Origin of the sequence: Hymenobacter jejuensis, assembly GCF_006337165.1 — a bacterium.
In the GTDB taxonomy this organism is placed as follows: domain Bacteria; phylum Bacteroidota; class Bacteroidia; order Cytophagales; family Hymenobacteraceae; genus Hymenobacter; species Hymenobacter jejuensis.
Genome location: NZ_CP040896.1, coordinates 4,245,976 through 4,270,552 on the forward strand (window position 1 = coordinate 4,245,976; position 24,577 = coordinate 4,270,552).

The 24,577-nt window shown below is 55.9% G+C and carries 19 protein-coding genes and 1 pseudogene; 3 read left to right on the forward strand and 17 right to left on the reverse strand.

Features of this window, described 5'->3' with window-relative positions; all coding sequences use genetic code 11:
- Positions 1-82 precede the first annotated feature (82 nt).
- Positions 83-952, forward strand: coding sequence for an SDR family oxidoreductase (locus FHG12_RS17420; protein WP_139516938.1), 870 nt, complete (start codon positions 83-85; stop codon positions 950-952).
- Positions 953-1,107: 155 nt separating this feature from the next.
- On the opposite strand, the gene FHG12_RS17425 is transcribed toward FHG12_RS17420, so the two are convergent.
- The 6 genes from FHG12_RS17425 to FHG12_RS17450 form a co-directional block, all read right to left on the reverse strand.
- Entirely contained in the window at positions 1,108-2,547 is a 1,440-nt protein-coding gene (locus tag FHG12_RS17425; RefSeq protein WP_139516939.1) for a TolC family protein, read from the reverse strand.
- On the reverse strand, positions 2,540-5,731 hold the full coding sequence (locus tag FHG12_RS17430) for an efflux RND transporter permease subunit (protein ID WP_139516940.1): 3,192 nt from the start codon (positions 5,729-5,731) through the stop codon (positions 2,540-2,542). The genes FHG12_RS17425 and FHG12_RS17430 overlap by 8 nt, the downstream gene beginning before the upstream one ends.
- Before the next feature lie 30 nt (positions 5,732-5,761).
- On the reverse strand, positions 5,762-6,853 hold the full coding sequence (locus tag FHG12_RS17435) for an efflux RND transporter periplasmic adaptor subunit (RefSeq protein ID WP_139516941.1): 1,092 nt from the start codon (positions 6,851-6,853) through the stop codon (positions 5,762-5,764).
- 34 nt (positions 6,854-6,887) lie between these two features.
- A complete protein-coding gene (locus FHG12_RS17440) occupies positions 6,888-7,076 on the reverse strand; it encodes a hypothetical protein (protein WP_139516942.1) in 189 nt (62 codons plus the stop codon).
- A 533-nt stretch (positions 7,077-7,609) separates the two neighbouring features.
- Positions 7,610-8,458, reverse strand: coding sequence for a DUF1571 domain-containing protein (locus tag FHG12_RS17445; protein ID WP_139516943.1), 849 nt, complete (start codon positions 8,456-8,458; stop codon positions 7,610-7,612).
- 82 nt (positions 8,459-8,540) lie between these two features.
- Positions 8,541-8,840 carry a YciI family protein gene (locus FHG12_RS17450; protein WP_139516944.1) on the reverse strand — a complete coding sequence of 100 codons (300 nt, stop codon included), beginning with the start codon at positions 8,838-8,840 and terminating at the stop codon, positions 8,541-8,543.
- A gap of 103 nt (positions 8,841-8,943) precedes the next feature.
- Here FHG12_RS17450 and FHG12_RS17455 point away from each other — a divergent pair, with 103 nt between their 5' ends.
- Positions 8,944-9,699 carry a glycosyltransferase family 2 protein gene (locus FHG12_RS17455; RefSeq protein ID WP_139516945.1) on the forward strand — a complete coding sequence of 252 codons (756 nt, stop codon included), beginning with the start codon at positions 8,944-8,946 and terminating at the stop codon, positions 9,697-9,699.
- Positions 9,700-9,706: 7 nt separating this feature from the next.
- On the opposite strand, the gene FHG12_RS17460 is transcribed toward FHG12_RS17455, so the two are convergent.
- From FHG12_RS17460 to FHG12_RS17505, 9 genes and pseudogenes are all read right to left on the reverse strand, one after another.
- Positions 9,707-11,011 (reverse strand): metal-dependent hydrolase family protein, encoded by a 1,305-nt coding sequence (locus FHG12_RS17460; RefSeq protein ID WP_139516946.1) that lies wholly within the window; start codon positions 11,009-11,011, stop codon positions 9,707-9,709.
- Positions 11,012-11,186: 175 nt separating this feature from the next.
- Positions 11,187-11,674 (reverse strand): annotated as a pseudogene (locus FHG12_RS21420) (DUF4394 domain-containing protein).
- Between the two features lie 48 nt (positions 11,675-11,722).
- On the reverse strand, positions 11,723-12,223 hold the full coding sequence (locus tag FHG12_RS17475; protein WP_139516949.1) for a YkvA family protein: 501 nt from the start codon (positions 12,221-12,223) through the stop codon (positions 11,723-11,725).
- Positions 12,224-12,380: 157 nt separating this feature from the next.
- Positions 12,381-15,443 (reverse strand): T9SS-dependent choice-of-anchor J family protein, encoded by a 3,063-nt coding sequence (locus FHG12_RS17480; protein WP_139516950.1) that lies wholly within the window; start codon positions 15,441-15,443, stop codon positions 12,381-12,383.
- 201 nt (positions 15,444-15,644) lie between these two features.
- On the reverse strand, positions 15,645-16,835 hold the full coding sequence (locus FHG12_RS17485) for a hypothetical protein (RefSeq protein ID WP_139516951.1): 1,191 nt from the start codon (positions 16,833-16,835) through the stop codon (positions 15,645-15,647).
- An 82-nt stretch (positions 16,836-16,917) separates the two neighbouring features.
- Positions 16,918-17,778: a type 1 glutamine amidotransferase gene (locus FHG12_RS17490; RefSeq protein WP_139516952.1), complete on the reverse strand. Its 861-nt coding sequence runs from the start codon at positions 17,776-17,778 to the stop codon at positions 16,918-16,920.
- A 145-nt stretch (positions 17,779-17,923) separates the two neighbouring features.
- Positions 17,924-19,021: a carboxylate-amine ligase gene (locus tag FHG12_RS17495; protein WP_139516953.1), complete on the reverse strand. Its 1,098-nt coding sequence runs from the start codon at positions 19,019-19,021 to the stop codon at positions 17,924-17,926.
- A 110-nt stretch (positions 19,022-19,131) separates the two neighbouring features.
- Positions 19,132-20,193: an ATP-grasp domain-containing protein gene (locus FHG12_RS17500; RefSeq protein WP_139516954.1), complete on the reverse strand. Its 1,062-nt coding sequence runs from the start codon at positions 20,191-20,193 to the stop codon at positions 19,132-19,134.
- Positions 20,194-20,259: 66 nt separating this feature from the next.
- On the reverse strand, positions 20,260-20,967 hold the full coding sequence (locus FHG12_RS17505; RefSeq protein ID WP_139516955.1) for an alpha/beta fold hydrolase: 708 nt from the start codon (positions 20,965-20,967) through the stop codon (positions 20,260-20,262).
- A 142-nt stretch (positions 20,968-21,109) separates the two neighbouring features.
- On the opposite strand from FHG12_RS17505, the gene FHG12_RS21355 reads away from it, so the two are divergent.
- The gene (locus FHG12_RS21355; protein ID WP_317129677.1) at positions 21,110-22,624 is read left to right on the forward strand and encodes an alpha/beta hydrolase-fold protein; all 1,515 of its coding nucleotides are present in this window, start codon (positions 21,110-21,112) and stop codon (positions 22,622-22,624) included.
- Between the two features lie 337 nt (positions 22,625-22,961).
- Here the strand turns inward: FHG12_RS21355 and FHG12_RS17520 are convergent, their stop codons facing one another.
- Together FHG12_RS17520 and FHG12_RS17525 are read right to left on the reverse strand one after the other, a co-directional pair.
- The gene (locus FHG12_RS17520; protein ID WP_139516956.1) at positions 22,962-23,582 is read right to left on the reverse strand and encodes an AlbA family DNA-binding domain-containing protein; all 621 of its coding nucleotides are present in this window, start codon (positions 23,580-23,582) and stop codon (positions 22,962-22,964) included.
- A gap of 84 nt (positions 23,583-23,666) precedes the next feature.
- A complete protein-coding gene (locus tag FHG12_RS17525; protein WP_139516957.1) occupies positions 23,667-24,548 on the reverse strand; it encodes an SDR family oxidoreductase in 882 nt (293 codons plus the stop codon).
- Positions 24,549-24,577: the final 29 nt, after the last annotated feature.

The following is a 24,577-nucleotide window of genomic DNA, read 5'->3' on the forward strand; positions in this document are numbered from 1 at the left end:
TCCTTCGCTTGGTTTTTTTCTCTGCCAAATCCAAAAATGCCGTTCTTGTGGCTTTCCCCCACTTACTTCTCAACCTCGTTCCATGCCTGCCTACTCCCAACCCATGCTCCGCGATAACGCTCTTCAAGGCAAAACCATCGTCGTAACCGGCGGCGGCACCGGCCTGGGCCGCGCCATGACCACGTATTTTCTTCAGCTCGGCGCTAACGTTACCATCACCAGTCGCAAGCTGGACGTGCTGGAAAAAACCGCCGCCGAGCTACGCCAGCAAACCGGAGGCAAGGTGCTGGCCGTGCAGTGCGACGTGCGCAAATATGAGGAAGTAGAAAACATGTTGCAGCGTACCCACGACGAATTTGGCGGTGTCGATGTGTTGCTCAACAACGCGGCCGGCAATTTCATCAGCCCCACCGAGCGTCTTTCCCACAAAGCCTTCGATGTGATCGTGGACATTGTGTTGCGCGGAAGCTACAATTGCACCCTGGCCTTTGGCAAGCGTTGGATCGCCGATAAGAAACCCGGCACCATTCTGAATATCGTAACTACTTATGCATCAGTTGGTTCTGCATATGTTGTTCCTTCGGCGGCCGCTAAAGCCGGTGTGCTGGCCATGACGCGCTCTTTGGCCGTGGAGTGGGCCAAATACGGCATTCGCTCTAACGCCATTGCGCCCGGCCCGTTCCCGACGGAAGGCGCCTGGAGCCGCTTATTCCCAGCCCCACTGGCCGAAAAGCTCGACCCAGCCGGATCAGTGCCCCTCAAGCGAGTAGGTGAATATCAGGAACTTGCCAACCTAGCTGCGTACTTAGTATCCGATTTTTCGGCTTATGTCAACGGGGAAGTCGTGACCATCGACGGCGGCGAATGGCTCAACGGCGCCGGCGAATTCAATAAGCTGGAAATGATCCCCGCGCCCATGTGGGACCAAATTGAAAAAGCGATGCGCCGATAAGCGAGTGCTGACTTAGAAGGGGCGAACAATGTTTCCTGCAAAACACAAAGTCCGTCTTTTACAGCGCTTGTTTGCTGTGAAAGACGGACTTTGTGCTATAGTAACTCGGCCGCGACGGGCGTAGTCACAGCAGCTGAGTTGGCCGGTTTGTGCGGTTAATTCCAGCCGCCACCCAATGCCCGATACACATTAACGGTGGCATTCAATTGCTGCATTTTGGTTTCGATCAGGTCAAATTTTGACTCCAGGGCTTCCCGTTGTGTGAAGAGCACTTCCGTGTAATCGGCCCTTGCCGAACGGAAGAGGCTGTTAGAAATCGTGCTCGACTGGTTCAGGGCCTGCACGGCCTTCGCTTTCTCGTCGTAGCTCTTGGCCAAATTGTTGATGTTGGCCAGCTGATTGGCTACCTCCACATAAGCGTTCAGCACGGTGCGCTCATACTGGTAAATGGCCTGGGTCTGAAGGGCATTGGCACTCCCATACACCGCCTTGATTCCGTTGCGGTTCACCAGCGGCGCGACCAGATCGCCCGCCAGCGAATACATCATGGATTCGGGCGACGTGAACAGCAAGCCGGGCTTGAAAGCCGCGAAGCCCGCTCCGCCGGTTATGCGCAGCGCCGGGTAAAAGTTGGCGCGGGCTACCTGCACGTCCAGTTTGGCCGCTGCCAGCCGTTGTTCGGCCTGCCGGATATCCGGCCGGTTTTGCAACAGCTGCGCGGGCACCCCCGCCTGAATGTTGTTCGTGGCTAAATCATTGAATGACTGATCGTTACGAACAATAGGCTGCGGGTACCGCCCCACCAGAAAATTGATCCGGTTTTCGGTTTCGGTGATGCGCTGCTGGATATTGTACTGAAGGCTGCGGGTGTTGTGCACCTGCGCTTCAAAACGTTGTACCGCCAGTTCGGTCACCCGGGCCGATTCTTTCTGAAGTCGCACCAACTCCAGCGCATTGCTCTGAAGCTCAATGTTTTGCTGGGTCAGGGCCAACTGGTTATCGAGCGCTAGGAGTTCGTAATATGAGTTGGCAATTTCGGCAATCAGATTCGTGACCGTGAAATTCCGGCCTTCGACGGTAGCCAGGTACCGCAGGGCTGCTGCCGTGCGGGCATTGCGCAGCTTGTGCCAGATGTCCACTTCCCAGCTCGCAAAAGCGCCGATCTGGTAATTGGGCAGCGGATTGGGGTTTCTTCGCTCCTCCTGAATATTGACGGCTTCCTCGGTCGCGCCCTGAAGCGTGTACCGACCGGGACGTTCGGCTTCTGCCTTAGCACCCAAGCCCAGAAAGGGCAGGTACTCGCCTTTGCGGATCTGAACCTCGTTGCGGGCAATCTGAATCTCCTGCAATGCAATGTTCAGCTCCTGGTTGTTTTGCAGCGCCGTATCGATGAGGGCAGCCAGGTTCGGGTCGGTGAAAAACTGCTTCCACCGAAGCTTTGCGGTGCTGGCCGTATCCTGCGCGTTGGCATTGTTGTAACTAGCAGGAAATCTTCGGTTTACTGTTTTCTGAACCAGATTCGGCGTTGCACAAGCCGCAACTGCTAACGAGAGGCTGGCTGCGCTAAGGCATTGATAGATGCGTCTCTTAAGCATAAGGTTCTGTTTCTTCAATTAATACGCGCGGCTCAACGCCTTCCAGTATGGGGGATTCGTTTTCGTCCCGAATCAGTTGGTGGCTGCCGGCCAGCGTACCAAAGAAGTAGTACAAGCCAGGAATGATGACCACCCCGAACACGGTGCCGAACAGCATACCGCCAAGGGCCGAGCTACCGATGGTGCGGTTGCCGATAGCTCCGGCGCCCGTCGCCAGCACCAGCGGAATCAGACCCGCAATGAAGGCAAACGAGGTCATCAGAATCGGGCGGAAACGGACGCGGGCCCCTTCGATGGCCGCCTCGCGGACCGACATACCTTCGGCGTGCTTCTGGGCGGCGAATTCGACAATCAGTACGGCGTTCTTACCCAGCAAACCGACCAGCATCACAAGGCCCACCTGGGCATAAATGTCGTTGGCTAGGCCCATTACTTTGATGAACAGGAACGACCCGAACACGCCCGCAATCAGCGAGAAGATTACCGCCAAGGGCAGCAAAAAGCTTTCGTACTGCGAAGCGAGCACCAGGTAAACGAACACCAGCACCACCAGGAAAATAATGGTGGACTCGTTGCCGCGCGACACTTCGTCTTTCGACAAGCCGCCCCAGTCAATGTCGTAGCCGTGGGGCAGGTCTTGCGCTACTTCCTGCACGGCTTTGATGGCCTCTCCAGAGCTGTAGCCCTCGGCGGCACCGCCCCGGATGGAAGCGGTGGTGTACATGTTGTAGCGGTTGATTTCGTTGGCGCCCTGCGACTTCACGATTTTCATGAAGGCTGAGAACGGCACCATTTCGCCTTTGTCATTTTTTGCCCACATGTTCAGGATGTCTTCGGGCAGCTTCCGGTATTCGGGCGAAGCCTGCACGTACACCTTGAAAAAGCGTTGGTACTTGATAAAGCCCAGCTCGTAGGTCGAGCCCACCATGATGCTCAGCGTGTTCATGGCGTTGCCGATGCTCACGCCCTTTTGCATGGCCAACTCGTTGTCAATCTTCAACTCGTACTGCGGATAGTCGGCTGAGAAAAAGGTGAACAGGCCCGCAAGCTCCTTGCGCTTTTTCAGCTTGGCCATGAATTCCTCGTTCACCTTTTCCAGCGCTTTGTAGTCGCCGGAGTTGGTTTTGTCGAGCAATTGCAGCTGGAAGCCGCCTGCTGCGCCGTAGCCCGGAACTGCCGGTGGCTCAAAGAATTCGATGGTCGCACCGGGAATTTCGTGCGCCTTTTTCTCCAAGGCTCCGATGATATCGGCAATGGATTCTTTGCGCTCTGACCACGGTTTCAAGTCAATCAGACAGGTGCCGGCATTGGAGCCCCGACCTTCGGTGAGTACTTCGTAGCCCGCCAGGGTTGAAATGTTGGCGATGCCGGGCACGTCCTTGGCTAGGCTGGCGAGGCGCTGCGACACGGCGTTGGTTTGCTCCAGCGTGGTGCCTGGCGGCGTCTGCACAATGGCGTAGATCAGGCCCTGGTCTTCGCTCGGAATAAAGCCGGCCGGCAGCTTGGCCGTGATGGCCCAAATGCCCAAACCAAAGGCCAGCAGCATCGCGAAGGTGATGAGGCGGTTGGCCACAATTTTCTCCAGCAAGCCGGTGTAGCTATTGGTCAGATTCTCAAAACCGCGGTTAAACCAGTCGAAGAAGCGCTGCATCGGCGTTTTCTTCTTGGGCTTGCCGTGGTTGTTTTTCAGGATCATGGCGCAAAGCACCGGCGTCAGCGTCAGGGCCACCAAACCCGAAATCACGATGGCCGTAGCCATGGTAATGGAGAACTGGCGGTAGAAAATACCCACCGGACCGCTCATAAACGATACCGGGATGAACACGGCCGTCATCATGATGGTGATGGCGATAATGGCCCCGCTGATTTCGCCAACTACCTTACGCACAGCATTATAGGGCGACAGATGCTCTTCCTCCATCTTGGCGTGCACGGCCTCAATCACCACAATGGCATTGTCGACCACGATACCAATCGAGAGCACCAGCGCAAACAAGGTTATCATGTTGATGGTCAGGCCGAAAGCCTGCATGGCCACGAACGAGCCGATGAGCGACACCGGCACGGCGATGGCCGGAATCAGGGTCGAGCGCCAGTCGCCGAGGAACAGGAACACCACCAGGGCCACCAGAATAAAGGCGTCGCGCAGGGTGTGGATTACGTTCTCAATGGAAGCGTCGAGGAAGTTCGACACGTCGTAGGTGATTTTGTAGTCCATACCGGGCGGGAAGCTGGTTTTCTTCAGCTCTTCCAGCTTGGCTTTCACCTCTTTAATCACGTCCGAGGCGTTCGAGCCGTAGGTTTGCTTCAGTACGATAGCCGCCGAGGGGTACTGGTTCAGGTTAGAGTAGATGTCATAGAACTCCGAGCCCAGCGCCACGTCCGCCACGTCTTTCAGGTGCAGGCTTTCGCCGTTGGGGTTGGCCTTGAGAATGACGTTTTTATACTGCTCCACGTCGCTAAAGCGGCCCTGGTAGCTGAGTACGTATTCCAGCGACTGCGCCTGCCCGCCATCCGAGCGGCCGATACGGCCCGGCGAGCCGATAACGCTCTGTTCGCCAAGGGCTTTCATCACGTCATCCACCGAGATGTTGTAGGCGCGCATGCGGTCGGGCTTCAGCCACACGCGCATGGCGTACTGCCGGCTACCCAGGATGTTGGCCCTGCCAATGCCGCTGAGGCGCTGCAGCTCGGGCAGCATGTTCACCCCGGCGAAGTTGAACAGGTACTTCATGTCCGTGTTCTTGTCTTTCGAGTACAAGTTCACGTACATCAGCATGTTCGGCACCACGCGGTTTACCACCACACCTTCGCGCTGCACGAGTTCCGGTAAGCGGTTCAGTACCTGTGCGATACGCGTGTTCACGTTCACGACGGCCTGGTCGGGGTCGGTGCCTAAGTTGAAGACAATCTGGATGTTGGCTTCGCCGGCGCTCACGGCGTCGGAGGTCATGTATTTCATGCCCGGCACGCCGTTTACGGCCTGTTCCAGCGGAATCAGCACCGATTCGGTGAGCACCTTGGCGCTGGCGCCGGGGTAGGCCGCGCTCACCATAACGAGGGGCGGCGAAATTTCCGGGAACTGCGAGGTAGGCAGCTTCATGATGGCCAGCGCGCCCATCAGGACGATGACCACCGAGATAACAATGGCAAAAACTGGCCTACGAATGAATTTACTAAACATATTCTGTCTGGTTATTTATAGGATAGGACCTTATTCGCTGTACACTTTCAGGTGCGAGATAACCGACTGTGGCGCCTTGTAGTCGTAGGTAATCTTGTCGCCATCCTTCACCTTGCGCAGGCCCTCCAACAGAATCCGGTCGTTGGGGGAAATGCCGGATTTGATGATGTACAGGTCGGGCATTTCGGAGGCGATGTTCACTTCCCGCTGGTGCACCACGCTGTTCTTATCGACTACATAGACATATTTCTTCTCCAAGATTTCGAACGTGGCTTTCTGCGGCACAATCAGGGCGTGTTGCAGCGGCACGGTCATGAGCACACTGCCGGTTTCGCCGTTGCGCAGCAGCCCGTCGGGGTTGGGGAAAGTGGCCCGGAAGGCGATGTTGCCGGTTTCGTTATTGAAGTCAGCCTCAATAGTTTGCACCACGCCAGTTTGGTTGAATACCTCGTTGTTGGCCATCCGCAGCTTCACTTTCGTGGCGCTGTCGCTGGTTTTGGCGTGCTTCTTATAGTCGAGGTACTCGGCTTCCGGTACGTTGTAGTAAACCCACATTTTGCTGTTGTCCGATAGGGTCGTCAGCAAGTCGCCCTCATCAACCAAGCTGCCCAAGCGGGCTTGGAAATGGTCCATGATGCCGCTAAACGGCGCCTTCATCGTGGTAAACTGCAGGTGCGTTTGGGCCAGCGAGACATCGGCGTTGGCCTTGTCGTACTTCGCCTGCGCCAGCGCCAGCTCGCTGCTGGATACGATGTTTTTATCGGCCAGCTTCTTGGTATTCTGGTACTCCTGGCCCACATAGTTGGCTTCGGCCTGCGATTTTTTCAACTCGGCCTGGTACACCGTGGGCTTAATCTGAAACATGAGCTGTCCTTGCCGGACGTGTTGCCCCTCGTCGACATAAATCTTCTCCAAATAGCCTTTCTCCAAGGCCCGTAGCTCAATGCGCTGGATGGAGTGAATCTGGGCGACGTACTCTTTGGTGATGGTTGTGTCTTTCTGTAAAGGGCTGGTAGCCAGAAGCTTAATCTTCTCTTCCTTTGCCTCTTTTTCTTGCGAGCAGCTTGTAGCGCAATACAAGCCGCACAAGCTCACGAGTGCGAGCATGGACGTTCTTTTCATAAAGACGGTAAATCCCCTGAGGGGTGTGATAATCTTAGGAAATGTGATTTTGAAGGGGGCAATGAACGGTCATTACCTGAGCTGGTGGTGCGTTGGGTGCTTGCACCAAGCGGAAAATCAGGTGGTCTTGCTGTTGATTAGCTCGTTGGCAATCCGACAGCTGCTGTTGCCATTTCAAAAACTCCGTCGACGGGACGGCGTGGCTTACATCGTGTTCGTTCATGCTTTGCAATGGGCTTTGCTGGTGTAGCAGAAAGCCATTCGACTCCAGTGAAAATGTCAGGCCCGCCCCCAGTCTAAAAGATCAAAATCGAACGAGAAATGCCGATTCAGCCCAGCTTGGTGTCGGGTATTGACGGCACAAGCTAGACCGTGTGGCATGAAGCCGACATGAAGCGATGAATTAAACGCATTTACTTACTGAGTCTGTCTATAGAGTACACCCTTCTATTTAACTATTTGACTGTTAGATAATTACATCAAAATATGTGTGCTTTTGCACGAATGCTGAGCAGCCGAGATTTATTTATTATGCGGTTAGCCGGAGCACTTACCTGAAGCGCATAGCGGATAGCAGCAGCCCGTGACGGCATACGTACGCTGAAACGACAAAGGAGAAGTCGCAACTTCTCCTTTGTCCTGAATGAAACGCAGCATTTTGGGGCATATCCTACGGGAAAGGAATAGATGCCCATTTCCCAAGCCGACCACTTACAGGCAGTTGGGTTAGCACTTTAGGGGTTTTTCTGCAAAATGCTACAGCTTGTATCCTTTGTAATCTTTGTTAAATTCTGCTAACGGAATAGGTTGATTAGCAACCACTTCCGAAAAGTCAAATTTTTCAAACAAGCCTTTGTCGTCGAAAACCTGCACCGATATTGGCAGGAATAGCTTCTGATCAATGCAGATGATCGTGCGCCGCCCGTAGGCATTGGGTACTTGCAAAACTTTGCCTTCGGGAATGGCGGTTTCGGCGGAAAGGCTGTTGCGTTCCATGATTCGGTATTCGCCGCAGCCAAAGCGAGCGGCGACCCGCGCTACGGTTTCGCCTTTGCCGGCTTTGTAAGTCACATAGCGAAATTGCGGAAACTCGGAGCGCAGGACGTAGCACGGATGCCCCGCCACGAGCGTATCGCCGTCGTAGTGAAACGAGCGATCGAAGGCCCGATCCTGGCGCAGGTTGGAGCCGCGGATGATGTCGGCAATGGTGCCGAAACCCGCGTCGAGCACGCTGTGGTGCTGGTTGCGGCGCATCAATGTACCGTTGGGATCAAGGCTGAGCGTGACGTACGGGAAGCTATTGGGGTACACCCAGGCATCGCCGTCGTTTTGGCCCGTAACCCACAGTACCTCAATGCCTTTTTGGTTTTTCAAATACACCCGCAACGGACTCAGCGTCATTTTCATGCTGGTGCGGGCTTGCTGGTAGCTGCTGCCAATGCGCTCTTGGGCCCGCACGTTGCAGCGCAGGGTTTTAAGATCGTCGATAGCGTCGGTAAGGCGTGTAAGTAACTGATCAGTAGTGAGTTTTTCAGCCGGTGGTGCTGCGGGTAGGAAGGCCAGCAGCCCCGTGGCAAGGGCGGTAAGCCAGATAAAACGGAGCATGAAATAAAATTAATACAGAAGCGAATAGGCGCAACGCCATTCTGCACAAACCGGGCCGGAGCTGCCGCTGTTGCGGAATGCGCTAATTGAGGCTGACGCGCGGAAACCGGGACGTACTGCTGTCGAATAGGAAAAGCTCGTCTATTTCGACGCGGCGGAAAAACCGGTAGAGCGGGAATTGCTCGACGATGGCCCGCACGGCTTCCGGGGTTTCGCCGTTCATGGTGATCCAGCCCCGGGTACGAGTGGCGCTGATGGCGTAGGCTTCCACGATGTTGGCTTCGATGAGCTGGTTAACCAGCGCCCGGTGCGGTGGAATCAGGGCCAGAAACTCTTCGTCGAAGAAGTCGGGCAGGTTGAAGGTGATGACAAATTTGGCCATGACAAAGCGGGTGGATACTGGATTAACGCCACCTCCGCCCGGAAAGTTGAGCTTGACCGGGGGCGGAAGCAACTTTTTTTGGCCAATTGCAGAATAGGAAGGCATGCACTTTAGCGTTATTACTCCGACTCACAACCGCCGCCAATTCCTGCCCGAAGCTGTGGCCAGCGTTCGGGCCAGCATCACGGCCCCCCTTGACATTACGTTCGAGCAGTTAATCTGCGAAAATGGCTCTACCGACGACACTGCCACTTGGCTTCGCGAAGCAGCCAAGCAAGACGGCGCCCCGGTGCGCTACTGGAGCCAGAAAATCAAGTCGTTGCCCGGCCCCGCCCGCAACACGGTAATCAAGCACGCGCCCGCCGAGGCATGGCTGGTTCCGCTGGACGACGACGACATTATGCTCCAGCGTAATTTGTTTCATTATGCCGATCTGATTCAGCAAAACTCTAGCGCACAATGGTTTGTGGCAGATTTCCTGCGCATGGACCAGGAGCGCCGCTACCTGCCCGGCGAAGATTATTACGCTTGGCGCTTCGACTCGCCCACCGACATGCTCCGGGCAATTTTCAAGGCCGAGCATTTCATTCAGGGCAACGTCTGCTACAGCCACAAGCTGTTTGAAGAAGTCGGGGGCTACGACGAAACCCTGCCCATGGCCGAAGACCTAGACTTGTATGTACGTTTCTTGCTGGCGGGGCATCAGCCGGTCATCTCGCCGCACATCAGTCACCTGCACCGCTTCCACACTAGCAACATCAGCGTCGGTGTTGATGCCGACAAGCACGGTAACGACCTGCGCGAGATTTACGATCGCTACGCGCAAGAGCTTGGTAAGCAAGGGATTGAACGACCTTGAAATACGTCTATGGCTGCTTATACATCGCCCCATCTTTCATCACCAGCTGCACCTGTCTCAGGGCGGCTACGTCTTTCGTGGGGTCGCCGGTGACAGAGACTAAATCGGCAAGCAACCCGGCGCTAATGCTGCCGCGGTCGGTGAGGTGAAAGATGCGGGCATTGCCGCTGGTAGCTTCTTGTAGCACTTCGAGGGGTGTGAAGCCGTATTCGCGCACCAGTAGTTCCATTTCGCGGGCGTTGTCGCCGTGGGCAAATACGCCCACGTCGCCGCCCATTGCGAAGGTTACCCCGGCTTTGCGCGCTGCCGCTATGCTCACGCGTTTCTCGCGAATGCGTTCGGGCTCTGGATCTTGGCCTTTGCGCCAGCCTAAGTATTGCGACACGGCATCGCCGGCAGCCACCGTTGGGCAGAGCGCAACGCCGCGTTGTTTCATCAGCTTGAAGATTTCCGGCGTGCCGGCGTCGCCGTGCTCGATGGTTTCGACGCCCGCCAGAACGGCGCGGCGCATGCCCTCGGGCGTCGACGCGTGGGCTACTACCGGGCGGCCCGCGGCGCGTGCCGTCTGCACAATCAGGTTGAGTTCTTCCTGCGAAAACGTAGGGCGCGAAGGTTCGCCTTTGCCCCAACGATAATCGGAATACACCTTGACGACGTCGGCCCCTTTGCCGATCTGCTCGCGGGTGGCGCGCACCACGCCTTCGGGGCCGTCGGCTTCTTGGGCGCCCTGTGGTACTTCCACATCCACGGAAAGCTTAGGTCCGTAGCTGCCCGACGCCACCAACGCCCGCGTAGCCACCAGCAGGCGCGGGCCTGGTATAATGCCTTGATCAATAGCTTGTTTCAACCCCACATCGGCAAATCCGGCGCCTTCCGTGCCGAGGTCGCGGGCGGTGGTGAAGCCAGCCAGCAGCGTACGCTGGGCGTGGGCAGTGGCGCGGGCCACGCGTAAGGCCAACGACTCCGTGTTCACTTGGTCGTTCCAGGAGGTTTCGTTGTAGGGGTGGAGCAGCAGGTGCGAATGACCTTCGATCAGGCCCGGCAACAAGGTTTGGCCTGTTAGTTCTAGGGTGCGCGTTCCGGCGAGCACACTGACTTGCGCGGCCGGGCCCGCGGCCACAATTTTGTTTCCGGTTACCAGCACTACCCAGCCCGAATGCAACTCCTGCCCATCAAAAACGGCCGCTGGGCGCAGCAAGGTGGAAGTGGCAGTAGTCGCTATACCCGGCTGGGCCCGCAACAGCTGAGGCAGTAACAACAAGGTCAGCCCCAAAAAACGCTTCAGATAAGGTTTTGAATATAAAGTGGTCATTGCCAATTACTTATGTATATACGGTGCGTATGCACCCAACGAGGCCGTAAAGTGAAGAAAATAGTACTAATGTCGTCAAGAAGAGGCGGCTTTAAACCAGACTATATAGCTTCCGGTATGGCACAAAAAAGCCCCCTGCTGACAGGGGGCTTTTAAATGGAAAGACAAACAAGGCTCAGAAGCCGGGCCCAACGGCTAATGCATTTATGTAGGAGGGCTGCCCACCGACCAAGTTTAAGGGACGGATATATGTTGCCGTGCCCGTGCTTAGGTTCACCGTGCTAACCGAATATTCAGTTAAGCCCTGGTACAAATGAATGGCGTAGGCGGTATTGCTGGTGCCCCCAATGTTAAAGCCAAAAGCATTTCTTGGGATACCAGACTCTGTTGATACTGGAGGTAAAGCCTTAGTATTCAGAAAGTTGATGCGGGTGAGTGCGCCCGTATTGTGAGAATTCAACTGGTAGAGCGTGCTTCCGTTTCTCTCATCGCCCAATGCATACAAGGTGGTGGAAAGCGCGCCGCCGAAGCTGCTGTAGGCCGCTTCGGTGAGCCGAGCCGTACGTCGCTGGGTTGGATGCGACCGTCTTCGACCACGGTGCCATCCTCGGGGTTGACGCGCAGGTTTTGGCCCGATGAGGAAACGATGCGAATTCGGTTCACCTCAGGATTAAAATCAAACCCATATTGTCCGCGTAAAAAAAGATTAACTCAGGAATGGCCCAACTCTGCCACCGGAGGCAGGCTTCGGTCGCTTCTGGCTGGTTCGGGGGCTGTGCCCGTTATGGCGAGAGCAGACGTTTTTTCCCACTTCTGAAAGCGGATCAGTTCGTCGCGGAACTTGCCGATAAACCAGCTCATCAACGCCAGGTCGTCCAGAAAACCCACGACGGGCAGGAAATCAGGTACCAGATCCACGGGCGAAAGCACATAAAGCAGCACGGCCAGCCCCGATATGATCGTGGTAGTCTCGATTTGGCGGTACGAGCCGCGGACAAAAGCGCCTACCAACCGAATGAGCGTGCGCACCATGTCGATGGTTTGCTGAATAGGGCCCTTTTTGCTATCCTGGTCGTCGAGCTTGGCGGCCACTTCTCGCAGGGTCACGGCCACGGCAAAGGGTTTGCCCAGGAGCTTGGTGGCGCGTCGGAGGAAAACATTGAAAACGGCGTTTTTAGCAATCCGAAGGCCTTTTTCGGCGAGAGTAGACATAAGGCAAGAGGGGAAATGAAGGCCAGTCCACGCGACCAGCCAGCAGCGTGTACGCAGGGGCTTTCGGTGGCGTTGTCCGTCTGTTGCCGGGTGCGCATACAAAAGAGCCTTTCTCCATGGAGAAAGGCTCTTTTATAAATGATTTATAATCAGATGCTTACTGTTTTACAAACCGTTTGACATAGGTTTGTTGGGGGCCGGCCAACCGGATAAAGTACACGCCAGGACTCAGGCCCGAAACCCGCTGGCTAAGCTGCTGATTCAGCTGCTCCAGCGAACCAGTGCCCGTCAGCACTGCGCGTCCATCCACGGCATTTACTTGGAGCTTCAGCGACTTGCCGGTTTCGGGCACGCGCAGCCGCAGGGTAGTAGTGGCAGGGTTTGGGTAGAGTTCTAGTCTGTCGTTCAGTGGCTTAGCGCCGTGCGCGGCCAGTGCCGTGCCGAAGGTATAGCGCGTCTGGACGGGGTAGTGGTCGGTGGTGGTGTTGCCGTAATTGGGTACGAGGTTAGCAACGCCGGTCAGGATGGTAGCCGAGTTGGGCAGGTAAAAGGGCACCACATCGTTGGTCACGACGACGTGATCGATGATGTCGTTGTAACTCACCGTGGAGCGCAGGCCTGCCTGGCTCAGCGGCAGCGTCAGGGCCGTATAGTTGGCCGGGTCGGTCGTGAAGGCGCTGTACGACGTGATGGTAGTAGTTAGGCCGGTGGTGATGGTCACGTCGAGGTCATCGTTGAAGTCACCCAATATCACCACGTTGCTGTTCGCGTAGTCGGCATCCAGCTTGGCTTTCAGGCCATCGGCGGCATTTTTGCGGCGGTCGTAGGACGTGGCAGTGGGGCTGGTGTTAGCCTTGGCATGAATCAATACGAAGGTGAAATGCTTGGTGATGCCGTTCAGGGTCACGTCGGCGTCCATCAGGTAGGGGAAGCGGCCCGACGACCAATAATTGTACTCAGAGCAATTTTCGGCCTGCGTACACCGGAACAGCGATGAAATCGTCACGTTCTTAAAAATGCTCGTCTTGTACACAAAAGCCAGTTTCTGGGCGCTGGCGTAGTCGGCATCCTGGGCGTTGTCGGCGAATGAGCCAAAATCAGACACCTTATAAGTGTAGCCGCCGCCGGGCAACTGCCGCACAATGCTGCCCAGCCGCACCGTATCTACCACTTCCACAAGGCCATAAATATCAGCTTGGAGCGAATTCAGCACGGTGCGCACGTTGGCTTGTTGCTGGTCGTCGTTGGTGGGGCCATTTTGGGGCGAGCCAAACCATTCGAGGTTCCAGTTGACGACTTCCAGCGTGTTGTCGGGGTTGAATGTGTTGCCCGAAAGCGCCACCGTCACCGATGTAGCTTCCAGCGAGGCCAGCGTCAGCGAGCCCGAATAATTTTGTTGGGCCTGCGTCGGGCTGAAGCGCACCGTCACGGTTTGGGGCACTCCGTTGGCTTCGTCGGCAGTGTAAGTCAGCACGTTATCGAACGTCGTGCCGTTCTTCGAAATCTGAAAGCCAGTGCCGCTAGCCGTAATCGTGCCCGGCCCGCGCAGGTTGCGAAACGTGACGGTGAAGGTTTGGGTAGCAGTGGTATTTTGCGGTTGATACCCAAAATCCAGGCTGCTGGCGGTGGTGGCCACCGAAGGCGGCGGAGCAGTAGTCGAGTTGCGCAGACTAATGTCGTCGATGGTCCAGCGGGCGCCCTCCTCGGTGGTCGCGTTGTACACGAAGGCCACATATACCGTCGCAGCTTTGTACGCGCTCAGATCTACGGTGCTGAGCGTCCACGTATCCGTCCCAATCGCGGGGAAGAAAGCGTCGAGGTCGGTCCACGTTACCCCGGCCGCATTGGGGTTGCCCGAACCCGAGTAGTCGGTCGACACGCGCAGCTGCAGCGGGGCCCCGTTGAACGCTACCCGGCTCCAAAACGAAAGCAGCGGGAAGGTAAAACTGGCCGTGTTGAAGGCCGGCGAAATAAACCAGTCTTCGTTCGTTACGTTGGTGCCATTGGCGAACCCATTGATTTGCACCCCGTTAGGTTTGCTGGCCTTGCCCGTAGCATCGGCGGCATCGTGGCCGAAAGTGGTGCAAGCCCACGTCTGGTCGCCGGTTACGCTAAACTGCGTCCAGCCATCGGAAACCGTTGTGGCGCAGTTGTCGAAGCTGAAAACCAAGTTGTTGGGGTCGATGCCGGTGCCGCTTACCGTCACGCTTTTGCTCTGGGCGCCGGGGCTAACGTTCGTAACAGAGCCCGAAGCGGGGCCGCCCGCGGTGGGAGCGAAGCGTACGTATACCGTTTGGGTGGTGGCAAGTTCGGCTTTCGTAAAGGCTAGTGTGGCGGCAAATCCGGCCGAGTTGCTTTTGGAAACTGCAAAGCCCGCGGGTGCCGTCACCGTCACATCGTCGGTCAGATCAGTCGCCGTAAGAGAGTAGGACTGTGTCGCTGATTCGGAGCTAATATTCTGATTGCCAAAGGATAAGCTGGTAGGCGTAACAGCCAGCGTTGGCGTATTGGCGGCAATGTCGCTCCACGCCAAACTGAAATCGTCGAGGGCGGACGTGGGCCGGTTGCCACTGCCCGTGGACGCGGCCAGCGCCACCACCCGAATCCAGACAGGCTCCGTTGCGTTGTCGAGTTGGCTGCCAAAATTAGCTGTAACGGCGGTAGAAGAGAAGCTGGTGCCGCCCGTCGTCGGGTTGGCAGGTGTGGTGGTAACGGTGGTAAACGAGGCCGGCGTAGCACCAATTCCGTAATCGACGCGCCAAGTGGTCGTGCGCGGGGAGGTGGCATCCAGCGATTGCAGCTGAAAAGTGAGCTTAAAGCCGGCTTTGCGGGTGGTGTTGGCTAGCTGAAACACAAAAGCCGCCCCTGGGTCACCAAAAGTACCCGTTTGGCGCACCGCCAGCGCGCGGTTGGTCGCAGCGTTCTGCTCATCAGTGGTAGAAGCCGCAGTAAGGTCGGTGGACGAAGCCACATTTTTGAAGCCGGAAGACGTTGAATTCCAGACGGTTGGTGCAACGATGGGCGTGGCTGCTGTACCCAACACAGTAGCTGTCGCGCCCGTGCGCACCGTAAAGCCAGCCGGCAACCCTCCGCCGACGCCGTCAAAATTTTCAGAATAAGGGCTGGTTGATAGCGTCACCTGCGCAAAAGCACCGGACGCAACCAGCAACAGAATAACCACTCCGGTCAGAAACCGGAGAAACCGTAAATGATTTTGCATAGCAAGGAAGTAGGATAGGGATGGTTGCGCAAGCAAAAGCAGCCCCCGAACCGCAGCCCGAATGTTACTTTTGCGTCAGTAAACAGGACTCCTCCTTGTTCGCGCGGTTCGGACGAGCCCTATTCATCCACTACCCGCAAGGCACCGGTTCTCCAAACACACTACGTGAAGCAGCATCCGCTGCCGCAGGATTTCCTTTTACTACTCAAACAGGCAGACTGTTCCGCCCACCCAATCTTTATTTTTATTGAAGTCCACCCCAATCATGGCGCCCCGGCTGAGGCGGCCTAAGTTCGTGATCAGCAAAGGCTTGGCTGCGTTCTCAGGCCACACATACAGCATCCGGATTTCGCACTTTACCAGCCCGTCAGGCGACTGCACTACGGGCTCGTACTGCACTTTGCGCTGTAATAGATAATTGTGCTTGTCCGAAATGGCATCCAAGTCAGCTGCTGTTATATCAAGGCGCACGCCGCTGCCCGCAAACGAGAAAAGCGGCTTCAGTACAAAGTTTTCTAAATCAGAGGGATAGGAGGTAAGCTCCGACAGATAATAGCTCTGCGGAATATACGGGCTGCTGAGCAGCGGCATCGTGTACTTACTGATGCGGAAAAACCAGTTCGGGTGCCCGACCCACGTCACGTCCACGTCGTCATCGGTCAGGCTAAACTCGGTTTTGAGGTTGGGATAGTGTTCTAACTCATCGAATATCAAGCGGTTGTAAATGCGCTTGATGTCGATGCGACGACCGTCGTTCTCGTAGTAAAGCTGCCGGCCGTCTTTGCGAACCCGCGTAATGCAGACAGGTTCGACGCCCAGTGCGCGGCGCGTCAACGCGAAGTCGACACGGGTTTTCTGCTTTTCCGGAAATAGCTCCAGCAAAATGACATGCTCCGGATCTTCCTCACCTACAATGACTTGGCGCAAGACGTCGAAATACTCCGCAGAGCTGCCGACGTTGAACAACTGCGACACCGAATCGGGAACCGGGAAAAACCGGCGAAATAAGTCCGGCAAGTAATCCTGAAACGCGTAAAGCGAGGGAAACCCTTGTAGCTCAATTAGTTGTGGCTCTAGCTCGCCTTGTGCGTTGCGGCAAATGGCATAATCAATGGCTAGAAACGAAGTATGCGCATTTTCGTTTGGGACGCGCTGGTGCGGTGGTACGGCCTTGTCCGTCAGGGCCTTGAAGTTGTCGGCCGTCAGCACGTCGATGATGCTTTCCCCCGCGCTGATCAGTTTATCGCGCAAAGCCGCCGGCACGAAAATAGGCGTTTCGGCAACCCTGAAATCCAATTGGCCCGGCAGGTCTTGCGCAATCGCAGCTAACATTTCCTGGTAGCGTTGCGGGCTGAAACCTGCGTTGTAGGCTCGACGGATTTCGGGAATCATAACTAGAGAGCGAAAGGATATAACCAATTGATAATTAACACAAAAGCGGCGGCAGTGCCAAGCGCTGCCGCCGCTTTTGCGCTTAAGCAATCGAAGCATTTGGCTCCGCAATTCGCGTAGGCACCTCGCTGAAAGCCGTGAAGCTGGCAACGGCCCGGCGCAAAAACGTAGGAATAATCACTGATTCGGTCAGCTCGATGGCGTTCGGATCTTGCAGGAGCCGTACCATATCGTTGTATTTGGCCTCGCCGTAGTTGGCGACGACTTGTTGGCGTTTTTCTTCGGTCAAAAAGTAGCGCAACATCCCTTCGCCGTCGGCTTCGGGATGAAATTGGGTGCCCACTACCTCGTCGGTGAAGCGCAGCGCCATGAGGGCACGCTCCAGCGGTACGTGTGGGCGATCTTTTTCGAGGCATAACACCTTCACACCCAATGCATTGATGCGCTCCCAGTGCGGGCTGGTTACTTGGTAGTCGCGCGAATCGACAGCGAAGAAAGGCTCAGGTAGGTCCTGCAATACCGGATCGGATTGGCCGTCGTCGGTGAGGTGAATCGGGAAAATGCCGAACGAAGTAGACTTGCGCTTGCTCAGCGTACCGATGCCCAGATGCCGGCTCACCAGCTGAAATGAGTGGCAGATCAGCAACAGATGCTTTTTGCGGTCCTGGCTGCGGTTCCAGGCGAAGAGGCTGTCTATCAGCGAGAAATAGGGCTGCTCCCAGGCTTCGGTAGAGGGAAGCGGGCTGCCTGGGCCGCCCGTTGAAATGTAGATGTCGTATTCCAGCCCCGGTAGGGCCACCTCGGCGCGCACATTGAATACGTCAAAGGAAATATCGGCAAGCTGCTCTTCCTGAATGCGGTGAACTAGCTGAACAATACAACGCATTCCCTCATTGGGGAAGTTGTCGTACATGTCCAGAATGGCAATTTTTAATGATTTCATTCGAAACTATCGACGCAAGGCCGATTTGGTGTACTTAAAAAAAACAGACCTCAACAAAGGTCGTAAAGCCCCGTGAGGTCTGCACTACTCCAGGGTAAAACGCCCTGCCCGACGGTTTCGTTTTGATCCTATTTGGGAGTGGCACTCAGAGCCCGTACGAGGTTTCCTGAATGACAAAATCCACAACTTGCTTTAAATCATTCGTTTGCCGGAAAACGTTGAGCTGCCGATCGGCCCCGGTACCGGTTTCTAGGATGTTCAGCACATGCTCCACCTCCTTGCGGCTGCCAAGCTCATCCACCACATCATCCACGAACTCAAGCAGTTCGTGAATCAGGGCGCGCGTCGGCACTTCCTCCTCTTTGCCGAAGTCGATCAGCTTGCCGTCGATGCCGTAGCGGGCGGCGCGCCACTTGTTTTCGTTGAGCAGCGCCTTGCGGTAGAGCCGGAAGTTGAGGTTGCTATTTTTGAGTTTATAGATTTTGGCCACCAACGCCTGCATAACGGCCGCCAGCGCGATGGTTTCGTCGACGCGCAGGGGCATGTCGCAGATGCGGTATTCGATGGTGTTGAAGAACGGATGCAGGCGCAAATCCCACCAGATCTTCTTGCCGTTGTCGATGCAGCCGGTCTTCACCAGCAGCTTGATGTACTCGTCGTATTCGCCGGCGCTGGTAAAATAATCCGGAATGCCGGTGCGCGGGAAACGCTCGAACACTTTGGTCCTGAAAGACTTGTAACCGGTTTCGCGGCCTTCCCAGAACGGCGAGTTGGTGGAAAGCGCAAAAATGTGCGGCAGAAAATAGCGCAGCGCATTCATCATGTACACGCCAATCTCGCGATTCTCAATGCCGATGTGCACGTGCATGCCAAACACGAGGTTGGAGCGGGCCGCCTCCTGCAATTCCTCCACGATCTTGTCGTAGCGGGCATCGGGCGTGATGGGCTGATCCTGCCAGCGCGAAAACGGATGCGTTCCGGCCGCCGCAATCTTCAACCCCACTTTGCCGGCCAAATCGATCACCATCTGGCGCAGGTAGCTCACTTGCTCGCGCGCCTCCTGAATGTTTTGGCAAATGTTCGTGCCGACTTCCACCACCGATTGGTGCATTTCGGCCTTCACCTGCTCGTGCAACATCAGCTTGCCGCCTTCCACAATCGAGGACATGTGGGAACGCAGGTCGCGCGTTTCCGGATCGATGGTCTGAAATTCCTCTTCTATTCCAAGCGTGAAAACGGGCATATTCGTAATATATTGATAATGAAGTGATTATGGAATCGTGTCGGAAACAATACCCGTAACAAGCGCCGGATGGGCCCCCCCGTATGGTACGGCGAGGCACCAAGCGGAGGTTACTCTTTTTTAGTAGTCTTTCTGGGCTTTGGAGCAGCTTTTTCGGCCGTCTCTTTCTTGGCGGCTGGGCGTTTGGCAGCGGCTTTTTTGGCAGGAGCCGCGGCCGGCACAGACCGGGCCGCCGAATTGTGCACAAACGTGCCCCAAGTCAGGTTGTCTTGGCCGGGCTTAAAGGCGTTGGCGCGCTCAATGGCCAGATTAGCAGCGGCTTCCACTACCCACTCGAAATTTTGCTGGCCCACCGAGTTCACGTCGGCATCGGGGGCGGGGTTGCCGAAGTCGATGGCGATCGGGATGCCGTCGCGCACCGCAAATTCTACGGTATTGAAGTCGTAACCCAGGCCGTGGTTGAGCTTGAGCACGTAGTCTTTCATGGTGGCCATCAGCTTTTTACCCGCATCGCCAGTGGTTTTCATCTCGGTGGCGTAGCGCAAATGCGGCTCGTTGCGCGGCTCATAGGGCATAATGAGCACATCCTTGCCCCCGATGCAGTAGCAGCGGAAATAGTCGGTGAAGTCGATGGCTTCCTGGAGCAGCATTACCAGCTGACCGGTTTCTTCGTAGGCCCGGAAAAAGTCGTGCGGGTTGTCGAGTTTGTATACGCTTTTCCAGCCACCACCGGAGTGAGGTTTCATAAACGCCGGAAAACCAATCTTTTGGAAAGCTTCTTCCCAGTTCGTCCAGCGCAGGTTACGGAACGAGTTCTCGGACGTATCGTCGGGGCGTTGCTTCGAAGGCAGCAGCAGCGTGCGCGGCACGGGCACACCGAGTTGCACGGCCAGCGCATTGTTAAAGAACTTTTCGTCGGCCGACCACCAGAACGGGTTGTTGATGACCGCCGTGCCGGTGAGGGCCGCGTTTTTAAGGTAAGCCCGGTAAAATGGCACGTCCTGCGAAATGCGGTCGATGATCACGGCGTAGTCGGTGGGCACGTTCTGCTCGACCAGATCAATGCTGACAAATTCGGCCATAAACCTGCCCGACGTTTTCTGGTTTACCCGCTCGACAAAGGCCTGTGGGAACGTGTTTTCCTGACCGAAGAGGATTCCTATTTTTTTCATCGCGAAAGTCTTGTGGTGTAAGGACTTGATTGTAAGTGAGTTATTAGGAGAGATGCGGAGGCTGAACTAAGGCAACAGCGACAGGTAATGCGGAAACATCTCGCGCCACACGGGCCAGTCGTGGGTGCCGTGGGGGCGGACGTCGAGCCAGTGTTGGATGCCCTTGCGGGTCAGGATTTCCGACATTTGGTAGTTCGAGCCTTTGCAGAAATCGTGTTCGGCCGTGCCCAGCACGATGTTCATGTGCTGAAAAAGGTCGCTGTTGGCATTGGACATAAAATCGGGCGGGTTGTGGTAGTAGACGTTGTCGTCGTAGTGCCCGTCCAGAAATTGTTTGATGTCGAACGCGGCGCCCATGGTGAAGAGGTGCGCCACCTGCTCGGGGTGGCGAAACGCGTAATTCAGCGCCTGATATCCGCCAAAGCTACAGCCCGCCACGCCAATCTTGTCGACGTGGCATTCGCGCTGCAACATCGGAAAGAGCTCTTCGCTAAGCATTTGGTCGTAACGCGTATGGTTGTCAATCCGTACCGACGGATGCAAGTGCTTGGCGTACCACGTATGCCGGTCGACGCTGTCGATGCAGTAGAGCTTGATTTTGTTGTTGTCGAGAAACCACCGGACCGAGTCGACGAGCAGGAAGTCCTTCGCTTCGTAATACCGTCCCATAGAGGTCGGAAAGACGACGATAGGGTAGCCCATCTGGCCAAAAACCAGCATTTCGAGATCGTGGCCGAGGTGATGCGAGTAAAAGGGCCGGTAATGTTCCTGCACGATACGGCGGGCTTAAGTGAAAGATGAGACCTACAATTGGAGAAAAGTAATAAAGAATTTCATTGCTCCTAGCATTAACGCGTGTCGAGTCGCAAAAAGGTAACTTGCAAGATTAAATTCAGAGTAGAGTGATTTACAGGTGATGAGCGTTGCTTCTTTTACATCGCGAGTGCCGGCCGCCGTGGCCGTGCACCCGGATTCCATTTTGTCTATTCCCTTGAAGCGTACGGTGCACTTCGAGGTCGTGTTGCCCGCCGACTTCGATCCGGCCGCGCCCGTTGCCTATCCGGTCCTGTACCTCAACGACGGCCAGGATCTGGCGAGGTTGCGGCTAAAAGGCACTTTAAATACCTTATACCGCCAGCAAGCCGTGCGGCCGTTTGTGCTAGTCGCAATCCACGCCGGCGAGCGAATTCAGGAGTACGGCACCGCTGCCCGCCCCGATTTTAAAGCGCGGGGCAGCAAAGCAAAGCACTACGCAGAGTTTGTGCTAACGGAGCTATTGCCTTATGTACAAGGCAAATACCACGTCACTGCCGATCCGGAGCAGGCGGTTTTTGGAGGCTTTTCGCTGGGCGGGCTGTCGGCTTTCGACATAGTGTGGCACCATCCGGAGGCGTTTGCGCGGGCCGGAGCTTTTTCGGGGTCGTTTTGGTGGCGCAGCAAGGCCATTGAAGACGGCTACCTCGATTCCGACCGCATCATGCACCAACTCGTGCGCCACGGGCAAGCGCATTCGAGCCATCGGTTTTGGCTTCAAACCGGCACGCTCGACGAAACCAACGACCGGAATCACAACGGCATCATCGATTCCATCGAAGATACGCTCGACCTCATGGCCGAGCTGACGCGCCACAACATCCCGGATCAACACATTCGCTATGTGCAAATGACCGGCGGCCGCCACGACCAGCAAACTTGGGGCCGCGCCATGCCCGATTTTTTGCGGTGGGCATTTGGCGCGCTCGAAGGCGAGCAGCCGCGGTACGGGCAGTCCAAAGCGCATCTTATTTCCAACCGAAATTGGGCGAGTCGGCGGCGGCTGGCAAAACAACGGCGCAAACGCGTGTCCGAGAAGAATTTTCTCGATTACTTAGCGGCTCCAACTCCCGTTGTCGCTGCCATGAACTCCCAAACCCGCCCCGTATCCGGTCAGTACCCGGTGTATTACGACGAAAGCTATTACCCTCGCGTCCCGGCGGGTGCCGATCCGCTGGAGTTGCTAGAGCAGCAAACCGCTGAGCTGCAACAACTTCTGGGTGGCCTCAGCGAACAGCAAGCCCTTACGGCGTACGCGCCGGGCAAATGGAGCATCAAGGAAATGGTGCAGCACCTGACCGATACCGAGCGCATTTTTGCGTATCGGGCGTTGTGCGTTGCGCGCGGCGAAACCCAATCGCTGCCGGGCTTTGATGAAAATGCCTACGCTGCCGAATCGGATGCTAACAGCCGGACACTGAGCGAATTGCTGGCCGAAAACGAAATGGTGCGCAAGTCCAGTCTGGCTCTATTTCGGAGCTTCCGGCCCGCCCAACTCGACCGTGTGGGGTTGGCCAATAATAATCCCATCAGCGTGCGGGCACTCCTGTACGTATTGCCCGGCCACGAAGCCCATCACATAAACGTGTTGCGCGAGCGCTATTTGCCGTTATTGTAGCCACAATGCAGACAACACCGGGCCGCGGCTCTGCGTTATCTGCACAATCACACCGTTTCACCCAATATCCTTACCGTCATGGCCAAAGCCCAGGAACCCCGAAAAGAAAAGAAAAAAGAGCCCGCCAAAACCACCAAGGAGAAAAAGGCTGCTAAGGAGGAAAAGAAAAAAGCTCGCGAAAGCCGCAGCGAATAGCCAGCCGCACGACGCAGCAAAGCCCTCTTTCGCCCCCATGCTTTATGAGGGCGAAAGAGGGCTTTGCACTGAATCAGGGGAGAGATTGTTTATTATAGATTTATAAGAGTAGTTTTAAATATCTGATTATCAAATATTTATATTATAACGTATAAAAGGGTTCTTTCTCGCGGTCGTGGTGGCGGATGTAGCCGTGCAAGGTGAGTTTGATGAGCGTGCGAAAGGCGCGGCGCTTGCCCAGGTTGAGCAATTTCATGTATTCGGAAAGCGTAATGCGCGGGTGAGTGCGCAAATAGTCCAGCACGGCGAGCTCTTCCTTATTTAGAGGGATGCGTTCAAACTGCGTCGGTTGATTTTCAAGTACTTTTTCCGTCATCGTGCTGGTTTGCACACTTTCGTCGTGCAACCGGACGTAGCCGCGCCAATCGCCGTCGGCTACTTGGGCGCGGTGTGGCTTGCGGCTGCTCTCGGCCACCGTCACAATCACGACTACCCGGCCTTCGTCCTCCACTTCCCGAAACCGCAAGGTGAGAGGAGGCTCTACGTAGTGCTCGGCCGCTTGGCGCAGCACATATATTTCCTCTTCCGCATCGCGCACGCCCACGATGCGGCCGTCGTCGTCGACGCCCACCAGCACCCGGCCGCCGTGGGTATTAGCCAACGAAGCCAGCGTGCGCGAAATGCGAGTGGGGTGGGTGGTCTTCTTTTTGAACTCCAGCCGCTCGCCTTCGCCCTGTGCGATTAATTCCCGAAGCTCAGACATGCTGTTATTAACCGGCGAAAGCCCCTAATAGGCCGCTTCCTATAGAGTTTTTTAGTTAAATAATTGATTGCCAATAATTTATATTTAAGCACTGATACCCGTTTCTTCCTCTGAAATGCGCCACAAACGCGTGGCATCCAACCGATTTTGAGCGGCCGCGGAGGGAGTAGTGACCTTCGAGCCTTTGAAATATTTGCCGCTAATGCTGGCCACATCGGGCGAGGCCGCCAAGTAAATGCTCGTGCGGGCGCCTCGTTCGGGGCTGATCATAAACGGTTTGGCAATCCACCAGAGCGCCTTCATCAGCAGCGAACTGTTGGGGTTGATCAGGCCGGTATTGACCATGCCTGGGTGCAGGCAGTTCGCAGTAATGCCGGTTAGCTCTAGCCGGTGTGATAACTCATTGGTAAACAAAATGTTAGCGAGCTTTGAATCGCAATAAGCTGTGAGGGAGCTGTATTTGTCGGGCGCGTTACGGGCCTCTTGCGAAAACTCGATCTGGCCGAGCCGATACGTGTCGGAAGCCACCGTGATGATGCGTGCTTGTTTGGCCTCCAGCATCAAGGGAAGGAGCAAATTGGTAAGCGCAAACGGGGCCAGGTGATTGGTGGCCCAGCTCAGTTCATGGCCTTCGCTGGTGAGCGTAAACTGGCCCGGCATGATGCCGGCGTTGTTAACTAGGATGTCAACCTTGTCGTAGCGGCTCTTTATGTCGTCGGCCAGCGCCCGCACGTTGGCAATTAATGACAGATCGCAAAGCAGAATGTCCAGCTTGGCTTCCGGCCCGATGACTTGTTCGATATAGGCGCGGGCTTGTTCGGCTTTGTCGGGGTTGCGGCATACCAATGCCACCCGCGCCCCACGCCGGGCCAATTCGCGGGCCGTAACAAGGCCAAGACCGCTGGAGGCACCAGTCACGATGGCCGTTTTGTCGCGCAGAGTTAGGGGTGCAAGAGAACCAGCCATGTACAAAATGAAAAAAGAATCGGAGGTGT